Source organism: Streptomyces sp. TG1A-60 (assembly GCF_037201975.1).
Lineage (GTDB): Bacteria > Actinomycetota > Actinomycetes > Streptomycetales > Streptomycetaceae > Streptomyces.
In genome coordinates this window covers 3,131,449-3,144,301 of record NZ_CP147520.1, presented here as the reverse complement: position 1 = coordinate 3,144,301, position 12,853 = coordinate 3,131,449, and the positions used below count along the sequence as shown (strand labels likewise).

The following is a 12,853-nucleotide window of genomic DNA, read 5'->3' as shown; positions in this document are numbered from 1 at the left end:
ACTCGCTCGGTCGGGAGGGTGCCGAGACGGTCTCGGATCCGGTCGCTCCCGCCCCCACGCCGCGCGTCCGCTGGGTCCCCACTGGGAGAAGGCCCATAAGCGCCGTCCTCTCCCTCCCCGCCCCCTACGAACGCCGTCGCGCCCAGGACGGCGCGAAGGACCGGCCCCGCACGGTCACCTATGACGGCGAGCAGGCCGTCCGGGTACGGCTCACGCAGTGGGACGACGACCCGGCCTCGTCCTTTGGAGCGGGCCAAGGACAGCACGGACATCGGCACGCGCGACGTGAGGTCGACCGCCGACTCCACCACGACCAGCTTCCGCGATGACGAGGCCGTCCTCGCCGACACCACCCACCACCCGGAGGACGTCCCCACCCGGATCATGAAGCTGATCGTCCGCACCGACGACAGACGGATGTACGAACTGCGCGTGGGGATGCCGAAGGGATCGGCGGACGAGAGGAAGGGTGCGGCGGTGTTCGAGGGCGCGCGAGAGCGTCCGGGGATCGGAAAGCCCGGCGTCGGCTGAGAACCGGAAACCGTGATCGACGCCGCACTCGCACCCGCACGGCCACTCCCGGCGCGCTGATCAGCCACTTCGTCGCCAGCGATCACTGGCATGGTGTGTGTGCCCGGTGAAACCCTGTTACCGCCGGGTACCCAAAGTCGTCCGGTCCGGAATACCCTGCGCGTCATGACGGACTCGCAGGCCCCCGAAAAGACCGGCTCGGCACCACGGACGACCGGCACCAACCCCCTCGCGGCAGCCCCGCAGGGTGCCCGTACCGCCGCCGACGTGGTCACCCCCGAACTGGTCGCCCAGCTCACCAAGGGCGTGGCCGGCTCCGGCCGGACCGCCAACCACACGCCGTTCACCGGCGAGAAGCTGGCCGATCTGCCGGAGTCCACCCCCGAGGACGTGGAGCAGGCCTACGAGCGGGCCCGCGCCGCCCAGGCCGTCTGGGCCCAGGTGCCCGTGCGCGACCGCGCCGCCGTACTCCTCCGCTTCCACGACCTCGTGCTGGAGCGTCAGGCGGAGGTGCTCGACCTCATCCAGCTGGAGACCGGCAAGGCCCGTCTGCACGCCCACGAGGAGGTCCAGGCCGTCGCGGTCGCCGCCCGCCACTACGGCCGCAAGGCCCCCGCGTACCTGAAGCCGAAGCGGCACACCGGCGCCGTACCGACCCTCACGAAGGTCGTCGAACTACGCCACCCGCGCGGCGTCGTCGGCCAGATAGCCCCCTGGAACTACCCCCTCGAACTCTCCGTCGGCGACGCGATCCCCGCCTTCGTCGCGGGCAACGCGGTCGTGATGAAGCCCGACACGGAGACCTGCCTGACCGCCCTCTGGGCCCGTGACCTCCTCGTCGAGGCCGGCCTTCCCGCCGAGGTCTTCCAGGTCGTCCTCGGCGAAGGCCCCGTCATCGGCCCCGAGGTCGTCAAGTACGCCGACTACGTCTCCTTCACCGGCTCCACCCGCACAGGTCGCCAGGTCGCCCAGGGCGCCGCCGCTCGCCTCGTCGGCGTCTCCCTCGAACTCGGCGGCAAGAACGCCATGCTGGTCCTGGAGGACGCGGACATAGAGAAGGCGGCGGCGGGCGCCGTCCGCGCCTGCTTCAGCTCCGCCGGCCAACTCTGCATCTCCATCGAGCGGTTGTACGTCCACGAGTCCATCGCCGATGCCTTCCTGGAGCGCTTCGCCACCCGCACCAAGGCCATGCGCCTCGGCACGTCCCTCGCGTACGGCGCCGAGATGGGCTCCCTCGTCGGCGACCGCCAGCTGGAGACCGTCACCCGCCACGTCGACGAGGCCGTGGAGAAGGGCGCGAAGGTCATCGCGGGCGGCGTCGCCCGCCCCGACATCGGCCCCTACTTCTACGAGCCCACGATCCTCGACGGCGTCACGGAACCCATGTCCGTCTGCGCGGAGGAGACCTTCGGCCCCGTCGTCTCCGTCTACCGTTTCAAGGACGAGGACGCCGCCATCGAGGAGGCCAACTCCACCGCGTACGGTCTCAACGCCTCCGTCTGGACCAAGGACGGCCGCCGGGGCCGCGCCGTCGCCGCCCGCCTCCGCGCCGGCACCGTCAACGTCAACGAGGGCTACGCCTCCGCCTACGGCAGCGTCCAGTCCCCCATGGGCGGCATGAAGGACTCCGGCCTCGGCCGTCGCCACGGCTCCGAGGGCATCCTCAAGTACACGGAGGCCCAGACGGTCGCCCAGCAGCGCCTGCTGCCGATGGCGCCCTCTTTCGGGATGGACGACGAGAAGTACGCCCAGTTCATGAGCCGCAGCCTGAGGGCGATGAAGGCACTGAGGCTCAGGTAGCGGTTTTTTCCGGGCGCGGGGAACTGCGTCGCGAGCAACCACAGACGGCCCGCAGCTGAGGACCGTTCTCAACGAGGAGAACAAGTGTCGTACGACTATGACGTCATCGTCGTGGGCTCCGGCTTCGGCGGCAGTGTGACCGCCCTGCGCCTGACCGAGAAGGGATACCGGGTCGGCGTCCTCGAAGCGGGCCGTCGCTTCACCCGGGAGTCCCTCCCCAAGAACTCCTGGGACCTCAAGAACTACCTGTGGGCGCCCGGACTCGGCCTCTACGGCATCCAGCGCATCCACCTGCTCGGCAACGTGATGGTGCTGGCCGGGTCCGGCGTGGGAGGCGGCTCGCTCAACTACGCCAACACCCTCTACGTACCGCCGAAGCCGTTCTTCGAAGATCCGCAGTGGAAGGACATCACCGACTGGCAGGAGGAGTTGCAGCCGTACTACGACCAGGCCCGACGCATGCTCGGCGTACGACTCAACCCGACGATGACCCCGTCCGACGTCCACCTGAAGGCCGTCGCGGAGCGGATGGGAGTCGGCGACAGCTTCCACCTCGCCCCGGTCGGCGTCTTCTTCGGCGACGGCGAGGACGCCGACGGCAGGGCGAAGGCCGCGCCGGGCGAGCAGGTGGCGGACCCGTACTTCGGCGGCGTGGGCCCCGCCCGCAACGCCTGCGCCGAGTGCGGCGAGTGCATGACCGGCTGCCGCCACGGCGCGAAGAACACCCTCAACGAGAACTACCTCTACCTCGCCGAGAAGGCGGGCGCGGTCGTCCACCCGATGACCACGGTCGTCTCCCTCACCGAGGACTCACAGGGCGGCTACGCCGTCACGACCCTCCCGACCGACGACCGCCGCAAGGTGGGCAAGAGCAGGGCCGGGAGGGGGCGTGTGTTCAAGGCCCGCCGGGTCGTCCTCGCGGCCGGCACCTACGGCACCCAGACCCTGCTGCACCGCATGAAGGAGGGCGGCCAACTGCCGCACATCTCGGACCGGTTGGGCATGCTGACCCGTACCAACTCCGAGGCTCTGGTCGGCGCCCAGACCGACAACCGCCGCTACCGCAAGGCCCACGGTGTGCCCGAGGTCGACTTCACCCGGGGCGTGGCGATCACCTCCTCCATCCACCCAGACGCCAACACCCACATCGAGCCCGTCCGCTACGGCAGGGGCTCCAACGCGATGGGCGGCCTGTCGATCCTCCAGGTCCCGTACGCGGGCGGCACCGCGTCGGACGCCTCGCGCGTACTCGGCTGGCTGGCGTACGCCGCCAGGCACCCCCTGCTCGTCGCCCGTTCCCTCTCCAGCCGCCGCTGGTCGGAGCGGACCATCATCGGCCTGGTGATGCAGTCCCTGGACAACTCCCTGACGACGCATCTGAAGCCGAAGGGCCTCGGCAAGGGACTGTTGACGGCACGTCAGGGCCACGGTGCCCCCAACCCCAAGCAGATCGAGGCCGCCTCGACGGCCGCCGCCACTCTCGCCGCCGAGATCAACGGCTTCGCCGGCAGCAACGTGGGTGAGCTGATGGGCACCCCGCTCACCGCGCACTTCCTCGGCGGCTGCCCCATCGGCGCCACCGCGGCCGACGGCGTCATCGACCCGTACCACCGCCTCTACGGCCACCCCGGCATCTCCGTCGTCGACGGCGCCGCCGTCTCCGCGAACCTGGGCGTGAACCCGTCCCTGACCATCACCGCCCAGGCCGAACGCGCGATGTCGTTCTGGCCCAACAACGGCGAGCCCGACCACCGCCCGGCCCCCGGCGCGGTCTACGCACGCCTCCGCCCGGTGGAGCCCCTGCACCCGGCAGTCCCGGCGGACGCCTTCGGCGCGCTGCGGCTGCCCCTGCTTCCGGTGCCGGAGGTGCCGCCGAAGAAGTAGCGGAGGACGTGCGGAGGAAGAGGTAGCGGAGAAGTACCCGCACCCCCCTCCGAGTGCGGGTACTTCTCGCGTGTGCCAGGTGTGACCGGCGAGCGGGGTGAAGGGTTGCCCTTGCGATGACAGTTTTTCTGCGTGACCTGAGTCACAAACAGTGGGCCGAGGTGGCATCGGAAACCCGCTGGAGCGCGGTGTCGCGTACGTGATCTGATGGGACCTGTGAGGCCTCTGCGAGGCATCTCTGAGGGATGTGTCGCAAGTCGTGAGGGTGGGGGACATGAGGTCGAAGATCTCGGGGGCGGCGGTGGCAGTCTCGGTCGTGGCCGCGTTGGGGTTCACCGCGGCGTGCGGTGGTGGGAGCGACGAGGACACGAACGCGGAGCCGAGGCCGTCGGCCGGCGCCACGTCCGCCGGGGACGCGCAGGACGGCGCGGACATGGCGGGGAAGGCGGCACTGACCGAGGCGCGGCTGAAGAAGGCCGCTCTCGCGAACGGTGACATCAAGGGCTACGAGATCGAGGAGAAGTCCGCGGCGGAGATGCCGACCGAGAGCGTGCCCTCGGACCCGGCCGACTGCCAGCCCCTCGCGGACATGTTCTTCTTCACCTCGAACCCCAAGGCCGAGGCCCGAACGGGCCGGACCCTGACGGACAAGAGCGATCTCACCGGCACGGTCGTCACCCTCGCCCTCCTCGCGCACGGGCAGAGCGACGCCGAGAAGGTCGTCGCCGACCTGCGTACGGCCACGGAGAAGTGCGCCGAGTACGAGCAGGTGGGTAACAGGTACACCGACGTCGAGGCCCTCACCGCCCCCGAGCAGGGCGACGAGGCCGTCTCGTACAAGCTGAAGGGCGCCATCGAGGGCACCCTGGTCCCGATGAGCTTCACCGTGGTCCGCAGCGGGTCGACCCTCGCCGCGTTCTACGCGATGAACATCCTCGACGCGGACAAAACCCTCGTGCCGGACGCGGTCCTGGAGGCCCAGCTCGCGAAGCTGGAGAAGACCGCCGGCTGACGTCAGCCGTCCGCCGGATACGGCGAAGGGCCCCCGCGAGACGGAAAAGACGGAGACCGCGGGGCCCTTCTGAGTCGAAGCGTGTCGTAGGACGGTCGCGCGTCGTACGGGTGAGAGGGCTGGCGTACGTACGTGCGCCGCGAGTGCGCCGCGAGTGCGCCGCGATCCGCGCGGCGCCGCGCCGATCGTCAGATGCGGCCCCGGCACAGTTCCAGCAGGGTCATGGCGAGCGCGGTGCCGGGCTTGCCGAGGGCGTCCCTGAAGTGGGAGAGGATGTCCATCTCCCGCGACAGGTTCACCCGTCGGCCGCCCGACTCGATCCGGGCCTCCTGGATCACGGCCGACACGGCCATCCGTTCCTGCACCAGCCCGATGATCCGGTCGTCCAGCGCGTCGATCCGCTCCCGCGCACCGCTGATCACATCGGCGGCCTCCGCGGTCCTGGCGCCGGTCTTATCGGTGGAGGTGGTGGTCATCTCCGGGCTCCTCGTTCTCTCTGTCCGATCGGCCACCCCGCCCCGACAGTTCCCGAAAACGCCAGGCGCCCCGGACCTTGTCGGCCCGGGGCGCCTGGGAAGTCGCTCGTCAGTTGCTCAAGCAGCACGACCATGGCAGCCGGTGGGCCGGTCGCCATAGATAAAGACGAAGGTCGAGTGCGCGAACACGACCGCAAGTATGCCACGCCCCGGAACGACACCTCCCAGACCCTCCCCACCCAGCCTCAACCACCCTTGGCGGCCTCTCCGACCGCCGCACCCCCTGCGCAGCGGCCTCACCGATCTCGGTGCCTCTCAGAGCGGTCTCCTCTGGTCGCCGCGCCTTTCCGGTGCGGGTCCTCTGGTCGCCGCGGGTTTCCGCTGCGGCCCCTCTGATCGCCGCGCCTTTCGAAGAGGCCTCCTCCGACCGTCGCGTCCCTTCGGAGCGGTCTCTCTGGCAGCGGCGCGCACCCAAGCCGCCTTCCCGCCCCGACTCCACCCCGAGCGCTCTGCCGAGCCGTCCCGTTCGATCGACCGGGGTCCTTTCGGCGCGGCCTTCGTCGACCGAGGCGGCCCTTCGAGGCTGTCCGCCCCGGCCAGAACGCCTTCCGCGCCCGCCCCTCCAGCCAGGGCGCCTCCGCTCCCGCCCCTCCAACCGAGGCGCCTTTCGGTGCCTTCTCCTCCCGCCGAGTTCGGGTGGTGGGCGGGCGGAGGCCGGGGGCCGGGGGCCGAGTCCCCGTGGACCGCTCCACGAGAGCGCACCCCGGTAGACTCGGCCACACAGACCCCCGCCCAACCGCCGGAAGGCACCCCGTGTCATCAGCGAACCCCGCTGCCGCCGCCCCCGACACCGTCCTGGTCGTCGACTTCGGCGCCCAGTACGCCCAGCTCATCGCCCGACGGGTCCGCGAGGCCCGGGTCTACAGCGAGATCGTGCCGAGCACCATGCCGGTCGCGGAGATGCTCGCCAAGAACCCGGCGGCGATCATCCTCTCCGGCGGTCCCTCCTCGGTCTACGCCGAGGGCGCCCCCCGCCTCGACCGCGCACTCTTCGAGGCCGGCGTCCCCGTGTTCGGTATGTGCTACGGCTTCCAGCTGATGGCCACCACCCTCGGCGGCACTGTCGACAACACGGGCGCGCGCGAGTACGGTCGTACGCCCCTCCACGTCACGCCCACAGGGTCTGGCAGCACCCTCTTCGAGGGCACCCCGGACGAGCAGTCGGTGTGGATGTCGCACGGTGACGCCTGCTCCGCCGCTCCCGAGGGCTTCACCGTCACCGCCTCCACCGACGTCGTACCCGTCGCTGCCTTCGAGAACGACGAGAAGAAGCTGTACGGCGTCCAGTACCACCCGGAGGTCATGCACTCCACGCACGGCCAGCAGGTCCTGGAGCACTTCCTCTACCGGGGCGCGGGCATCACCCCGAACTGGACCACCGGCAACGTGATCGAGGAGCAGGTCGAGGCCATCCGCGAGCTGGTCGGCGACAAGCGCGCGATCTGCGGCCTCTCCGGTGGCGTGGACTCCGCGGTTGCCGCGGCCCTCGTCCAGAAGGCCATCGGCTCCCAGCTGACCTGCGTGTACGTCGACCACGGTCTGATGCGCAAGAACGAGACCGAGCAGGTCGAGAAGGACTTCGTCGCCGCGACCGGCGTACAGCTGAAGGTCGTCGAGGCGGAGGAGCGGTTCCTCAAGGCGCTGGCCGGGGTGTCCGACCCCGAGCAGAAGCGGAAGATCATCGGCCGCGAGTTCATCCGCGTCTTCGAGCAGGCCCAGGCCGAGATCATCGCCGACGAGGGCCCCGAGGTGGCGTTCCTGGTCCAGGGCACCCTCTACCCGGACGTCGTCGAGTCCGGCGGCGGCACCGGCACGGCCAACATCAAGTCCCACCACAATGTGGGCGGCCTGCCGGAAGACCTCGAATTCGAGCTGATCGAGCCGCTTCGCAAGCTCTTCAAGGACGAGGTCCGGATGGTGGGCCAGGAACTCGGGCTCCCGGAGGGGATCGTCCAGCGCCAGCCCTTCCCGGGTCCCGGCCTCGGCATCCGTATCGTCGGCGAGGTCACCAAGGAGCGGCTCGACCTGCTCCGCGATGCCGACGCCATCGCCCGCCAGGAACTGACGGCGGCCGGCCTCGACCGTGACATCTGGCAGTGCCCGGTCGTCCTCCTCGCCGACGTCCGCAGCGTCGGCGTCCAGGGCGACGGCCGCACCTACGGCCACCCCATCGTCCTGCGCCCCGTCTCCTCCGAGGACGCGATGACCGCCGACTGGTCGCGGCTGCCGTACGACGTCCTCGCGAAGATCTCCACCCGGATCACCAACGAGGTCGCCGATGTCAATCGCGTCGTCGTCGACGTGACCAGCAAGCCCCCGGGCACGATCGAGTGGGAGTGACACCCGCTTGAGACTCAGGTCCGCCTGAGCGTGCGCACCGGGGCTCCGGGCTTCCAGACCTGGACGACCAGGTACTTGTCGTCCTCGACGTAGGTCCGTACGACCTCCGTCAACTCGGTGCGGAAGAGGTGGAACGGCTCCGGCGGTTCCACCTCTTCGCCGTCCCCGCGCTCCTTGCCGCTCTCCTGCTCGCCCTCGACGCCGTACGCCGCCCTGACCGCGGGATCGTCGACCTCGACCGCCCGCCCGCTCACCCGTACGTCACCCCCGCCCATCTCTGTACCGGGGCCGGGATTGGCCTGGAGCGAGAAGCGGGGATCGCGGCGCAGATCGAGCGCCTTCAGCGAGTCCGGCATCATCCCCAGCCACAGCTCACCGCCCCGGAAGCGGACCTCCAGCCCGGTCGTGCGCGGCGAGCCGTCCTTGCGGAGGGTGGCGAGGACGTGATGCGTGAAGGCCCCGAAGCGCGCCTCGACGGTCTGCGCGAGCGCGGGTTCGGCGGCGGCGAGGGCGGCCCAGTTGGAAGGATTCTCTGGCATACGTCGAGTCTCGCGCGAATACCCGACAACCACTGTCCGGTCACCCGCAGCGACGTACGGCCCGCGCCCCGAGTGGTGAGCGCTCTCGCACGTTTCTGTGACTTGCGTAACGGTTGCGCACTCTCTTCACGGAACGAACCTGTTCTGCGTGGGGGACCGACGGTAACTTCCGCTTCGTAAAGGAAGTCAGTCTGGAGGACACATGCACGGGCCCACACCGCCCCTGCCCCTACCCACCGACCAGCTGCGGTTCGCCATGCCGCCGATGCACGAGTCGGCGGAGGACGAGCGGCGGCACCGCAAGGAAAGGCTGGCCGGGGCCCTGAGGATCTTCGGGCGACTGGGGTTCGAGGAGGGGGTCTCGGGACATATCACCGCGCGCGACCCGGAGTTCAGCGACTGTTTCTGGGTCAACCCCTTCGGGATGGCGTTCAAACACGTCACGGTGAGTGACCTGGTCCTCGCCAACCAGGACGGGCAGGTGATCGAGGGCCGCTACCACGTGAACCAGGCTGCCTTCACCGTCCACGCCCAGGTGCACGCCGCCCGCCCGGATGTCGTCGCGGTCGCCCACTGCCATTCGGTGCACGGCCGCGCGCTGGCCGCGCTCGGCGACCTGATCGAGCCGATCACCCAGGAGTCCTGCGCCTTCTACGAGGACCAGTCGCTCTACGACCACTACACGGGCGTCGCCGTGGACGCGGAGGAGGGCCGCCGCATCGCCGCCGTGCTCGGCAGTCGCAAGGCGCTCGTCCTGCGCAACCACGGCCTGCTGACCGTCGGTGACTCGGTCGACGCGGCGGCCTGGTGGTTCCTGTCGATGGAACGCTCGGCACAGGTTCAACTCACCGCGAAGGCGGCGGGACGCCTGTTGCCGATCGAACACCGACTCGCTGTGGCGACGCGGGAGCAGGCGGGCGGTGACCTGGTGGCATGGATCAACTACCAGCCGCTGTGGCAGGACATCAGCCGAAGCGAGCCGGACCTGCTGAGCTGACCGGCAGCAACTCGGGCGTTCGGCTGCGGGTTCGTCGTCTCTGGTCGCGCGGTTCCTCGTGCCCGTTCCGGCCGCCGGTGTCGCTCAGAAGTCGCGCGGTACCGCCGCCTTCGTGACCGCGAACTCCTCGTTCGTCGGGCTCGCGGACGGCACCCGAAACCGCCTCCAGGGGCACCGCGATCTCTCCGTACGCCTGCCGGAACAGCGCCCCGGAACGGTGCAGGCCCGGCGTGATCCGGACCGTGCTGCCGTCGAGGGCCCAGGTCCCGTTCCGCTGGATGATCTCGGCCATAGGAGGATTCTCGCAGCCGGGTCAACACGGGGGCCGGCACTTCACCCCGCCCGTCACTTGCACGGAGCGGCCCTGCCGGACGCACGCCGTGTTCCGTACGGCACAATTCGCTGTCGTCGCAGGGCGGTTGTACGGTCGCACGGCCGTGGTAGTGAGCGGACGCACGTACGACCCCCGGCGACGACAGCGATGGTGTCGACGACAGTCATGGCATCGACGGCGGTGTCGGCGAATGCCGAGGGAAGCGGACGCAGAAGCGGACGCGGCGCGGGAAGGCGGGCTCGGGCGTGGCGGTGCAGGAGGCGAGAGGTGGCATGGGCGCGGGCGCCCATGAGGGTGGGTGCACGTGCGGGGACTGCCCGCACGGGGCGCGCGCGGGACATCGGCGCGCGGTCGCCGAGTTCCTGCTGAAGCGGGAGGGGTTCGCGTCCGGGCAGGGACTGCCGGCGGCCGTCGCGCACTCCGCGTCCGCCTCCCGCCAGTGGGTCTCCGACGAACTCACCCAGTCCGCGGCTCTTGTCGCCGAGCGCGGCCGGGTCGAGGGGGAGGCCTGGCTCGCCCGCCTGTGGCTGCGCACGGCGATCGTCGTCTGGGCCGCCGTCGTGACCCTCCTCCTTGTCCAGGCCCTCACCGCGATCGGCGCGAGCTGGACGGTCGCCCGCACCGCCGGTCTGCTCGCCGCCCTGCTGGTGGGCGCGGCGCTGACGGGCGCCGGCTATCTGCACCGGGCGCGCGGCGGTGCCCTCGCCCCGGTCATCGGCGAGGACAACCGGCTCTCCACCTCCCGCGCGGTCGCGGCCGGCTGGGTACTCTTCGTCGTCTTCGCGGTGCTCGTCCTGGTCGGCCGACTGGCCGCCGCCTCCGACCACCGCGAACGCGACGCCCTCATCGCCGGCCTCGACCTCGCCAGGGGCGTCGGCATCGTGACCGTCCTGGCCGTCGTCTGCGGCATCGCCGTACTCGTCCGCCGCGTGGTCGGTCTCCGCGTCCTCGGCCAACGCCTCCAGAAGATCCGTGCCCACCGCCCCAGAGCCGCCGACCTCCTCACCGACGACTCGGGCCGAGGCAGCTTCACGGACATCCAGTACGTGATCATCTGCACCGTCGCCCTCGCCTTCGCGGCGGTCCGCCTCGCCCGCCGTCCCGACCAACTCCCTGACCTGCCCTGGGGCCTGGCCCTCCTCGTCCTGGTCTCCTCGGCGACCTACATCGCCGGCAAATACGCCGAGGGTGGCCGGCCGGTCATCCTCTCCGTCGTCCGCGCCCGCGAGGCCGGCGACCTCGACGCTCCCATCCGCAGCGGCGACGACATCGAGATCCGCGGCGCAGGCTTCGTCCCACCCGGCGCCCACACCGCCGACCGCCTCTCCCGCATGGTCGTCCGCATCGGCCCCGTCCATGTCCACGTCCCCCTCGTCCCCGTACCCGGCGGCTTCAGCAACCCGACCGACGCCGTCCTCACCGCCCCGGTCCCCGCCGACGTCGAACCCGGCAAAGTCGAGGTCCAGGTCGTCACCGCAGCCGGCGTGGAAACCAACCGCTACACGATCGAGGTCTCAGCGGACTGAGCCCGACCGGCCCGACGGGGTCAGGGACTCTGGCGGGGGTCGGGGCGGAGCAGCCGTCAGGGCGCGTGCGGGCCGGATCGCAGGGGCCCCAGCCCATGGGCTGGGGCGGGTAGGGCGGCGAGGGCGAGAACGGGGCATTCAGGGGCACTCCGACCCGTCTGGCCGCCGGACAAGGTATCCCGATCCGGAAAGACACGCCCGCACCATTGATCACCCCCACCCCTCCGAACGTATGGTCTGTTGAGGGGTCAACGGCACGGCGGACGAAGAGGCGGCGCAGACCATGACTCACGAGATTCGCACGGACTCCCACACCCCCTACCCCGACGGCGGCCACGGCTGGCGGGACACAGCCACCCGCTACGCCCTGCTGCCCCTTCGCGTCTTCCTCGGCGTCACCTTCATCTACGCCGGCCTGGACAAACTCACCGACAGCGCCTTCCTGTCCGACTCCGGCTCAGGCTCCATCGGCGACGTGATGAGCGCCGCCCGAGACTCCTCCGCCATCCCGGCCCTGATCGACATGGCCCTCAAGAACCCCGTCGGCTTCGGCTACGCCATCGCCCTCGGCGAACTAGCCGTCGGTATCGGCACCCTCCTAGGCCTCTTCTCCCGCCTGGCCGCCCTCGGCGGCGCCCTGATCTCCCTCAGCCTCTGGCTGACGGTCAGCTGGTCGGCATCCCCGTACTACTACGGCCAGGATCTCCCGTACCTCATGGCCTGGATCCCCCTGATCCTCGCCGGCGCCCCGGTCCTCTCGCTGGACGCGGTCATCCGTTCCCGCCGCGGCGGCGGCAGCCGACACCGCGCGAGCACCTACCGCTGAGGCCCACGTCCGCAGCCCCCGAGCCTCGCCCCCCTCCGGAGCCCCGCGGGGCTGCCCGCAGTGCAGTGTCGGGCGGCCCGGGGGCTACGGAGGGGGTCTCAGGCCGGGCGGCGGGACCGGCGGTCCGTGAACCTCGGCTGTGACTCGTACGGTCCGGCCCGCGGGAACGCCGCCACAGTCGTCTCCCAGCTCGACGCATCACCGCAGCGGGTCCCTGGTCAGTCATGTGCCTGCTCCCGTGGCGTCCCGCGTCGGTCAGCCCCGCGCACCCCGTTCGGACGCCGGCCCGTCCTCCGGCGCATGCCCCGGCTCGCCGGCCGCTCCCGCATGTCTCACCTGCTCACCCGCTCCCTCCCGCCCCGCTTGCCCAGATGCTCCAGCCCATCCCGTCGGCCCTATGGGGCCCATCGACCCCATCGACTCCACCGGCCCCATTGGCCCCGTCGGTCCTGCCGACCCGCTTCGCCCGGGTGCCCGGTGCCCGCGTAGCGCATGGCTCAGGAACGCCACCGCCCCCGCGAGACACAG

Annotated in this window: 10 protein-coding genes and 1 pseudogene; 8 read left to right on the top strand and 3 right to left on the bottom strand. The window is 70.8% G+C overall.

The annotated features are described in order from the left end of the window. Positions 1-243 precede the first annotated feature (243 nt). The 4 genes from WBG99_RS13045 (at position 244) to WBG99_RS13030 (ending at position 5,227) form a co-directional block, all read left to right on the top strand. Positions 244-531, top strand: a complete 288-nt coding sequence (locus WBG99_RS13045) for a hypothetical protein (protein WP_338896492.1) — start codon at positions 244-246, stop codon at positions 529-531. A gap of 165 nt (positions 532-696) precedes the next feature. Next, a complete protein-coding gene (locus WBG99_RS13040; RefSeq protein WP_338896491.1) occupies positions 697-2,331 on the top strand; it encodes a succinic semialdehyde dehydrogenase in 1,635 nt (544 codons plus the stop codon). Positions 2,332-2,415: 84 nt separating this feature from the next. Then, positions 2,416-4,215 carry a GMC family oxidoreductase gene (locus WBG99_RS13035; RefSeq protein ID WP_338896490.1) on the top strand — a complete coding sequence of 600 codons (1,800 nt, stop codon included), beginning with the start codon at positions 2,416-2,418 and terminating at the stop codon, positions 4,213-4,215. A gap of 274 nt (positions 4,216-4,489) precedes the next feature. After that, a complete protein-coding gene (locus WBG99_RS13030; RefSeq protein ID WP_338896489.1) occupies positions 4,490-5,227 on the top strand; it encodes a hypothetical protein in 738 nt (245 codons plus the stop codon). Between the two features lie 188 nt (positions 5,228-5,415). Here the strand turns inward: WBG99_RS13030 and WBG99_RS13025 are convergent, their stop codons facing one another. Further along, entirely contained in the window at positions 5,416-5,739 is a 324-nt protein-coding gene (locus WBG99_RS13025; protein WP_338896488.1) for a chorismate mutase, read from the bottom strand. A 777-nt stretch (positions 5,740-6,516) separates the two neighbouring features. On the opposite strand from WBG99_RS13025, the gene guaA reads away from it, so the two are divergent. Next, positions 6,517-8,103: a glutamine-hydrolyzing GMP synthase gene (gene guaA, locus WBG99_RS13020; RefSeq protein ID WP_338896487.1), complete on the top strand. Its 1,587-nt coding sequence runs from the start codon at positions 6,517-6,519 to the stop codon at positions 8,101-8,103. 14 nt (positions 8,104-8,117) lie between these two features. Here the strand turns inward: guaA and WBG99_RS13015 are convergent, their stop codons facing one another. Beyond that, positions 8,118-8,642 (bottom strand): pyridoxamine 5'-phosphate oxidase family protein, encoded by a 525-nt coding sequence (locus WBG99_RS13015; RefSeq protein WP_338896486.1) that lies wholly within the window; start codon positions 8,640-8,642, stop codon positions 8,118-8,120. A gap of 202 nt (positions 8,643-8,844) precedes the next feature. Between WBG99_RS13015 and WBG99_RS13010 the strand changes: the two genes are divergently transcribed. Then, a complete protein-coding gene (locus WBG99_RS13010) occupies positions 8,845-9,639 on the top strand; it encodes a class II aldolase/adducin family protein (protein WP_338896485.1) in 795 nt (264 codons plus the stop codon). 127 nt (positions 9,640-9,766) lie between these two features. Here WBG99_RS13010 and WBG99_RS13005 read toward each other — a convergent pair. Continuing rightward, positions 9,767-9,931: pseudogene (locus tag WBG99_RS13005) on the bottom strand (DUF4429 domain-containing protein); the annotation flags it as partial. Positions 9,932-10,245: 314 nt separating this feature from the next. Between WBG99_RS13005 and WBG99_RS13000 the strand changes: the two are divergent. Together WBG99_RS13000 and WBG99_RS12995 are read left to right on the top strand one after the other, a co-directional pair. Next, positions 10,246-11,499, top strand: a complete 1,254-nt coding sequence (locus WBG99_RS13000; RefSeq protein WP_338900324.1) for a hypothetical protein — start codon at positions 10,246-10,248, stop codon at positions 11,497-11,499. 283 nt (positions 11,500-11,782) lie between these two features. Beyond that, positions 11,783-12,325 carry a DoxX family protein gene (locus WBG99_RS12995; protein WP_338896484.1) on the top strand — a complete coding sequence of 181 codons (543 nt, stop codon included), beginning with the start codon at positions 11,783-11,785 and terminating at the stop codon, positions 12,323-12,325. Positions 12,326-12,853: the final 528 nt, after the last annotated feature.

Excerpts from the sequence above, each read along its gene's own strand:
- WBG99_RS13000 (WP_338900324.1), top strand. The coding sequence starts at position 10,246 with ATGGGCGCGGGCGCCCATGAGGGTGGGTGCACGTGCGGGGACTGCCCG.
- WBG99_RS13040 (WP_338896491.1), top strand. The coding sequence starts at position 697 with ATGACGGACTCGCAGGCCCCCGAAAAGACCGGCTCGGCACCACGGACG.
- WBG99_RS13015 (WP_338896486.1), bottom strand. The coding sequence starts at position 8,642 with ATGCCAGAGAATCCTTCCAACTGGGCCGCCCTCGCCGCCGCCGAACCC.
- WBG99_RS12995 (WP_338896484.1), top strand. The coding sequence starts at position 11,783 with ATGACTCACGAGATTCGCACGGACTCCCACACCCCCTACCCCGACGGC.
- WBG99_RS13010 (WP_338896485.1), top strand. The coding sequence starts at position 8,845 with ATGCACGGGCCCACACCGCCCCTGCCCCTACCCACCGACCAGCTGCGG.
- WBG99_RS13030 (WP_338896489.1), top strand. The coding sequence starts at position 4,490 with ATGAGGTCGAAGATCTCGGGGGCGGCGGTGGCAGTCTCGGTCGTGGCC.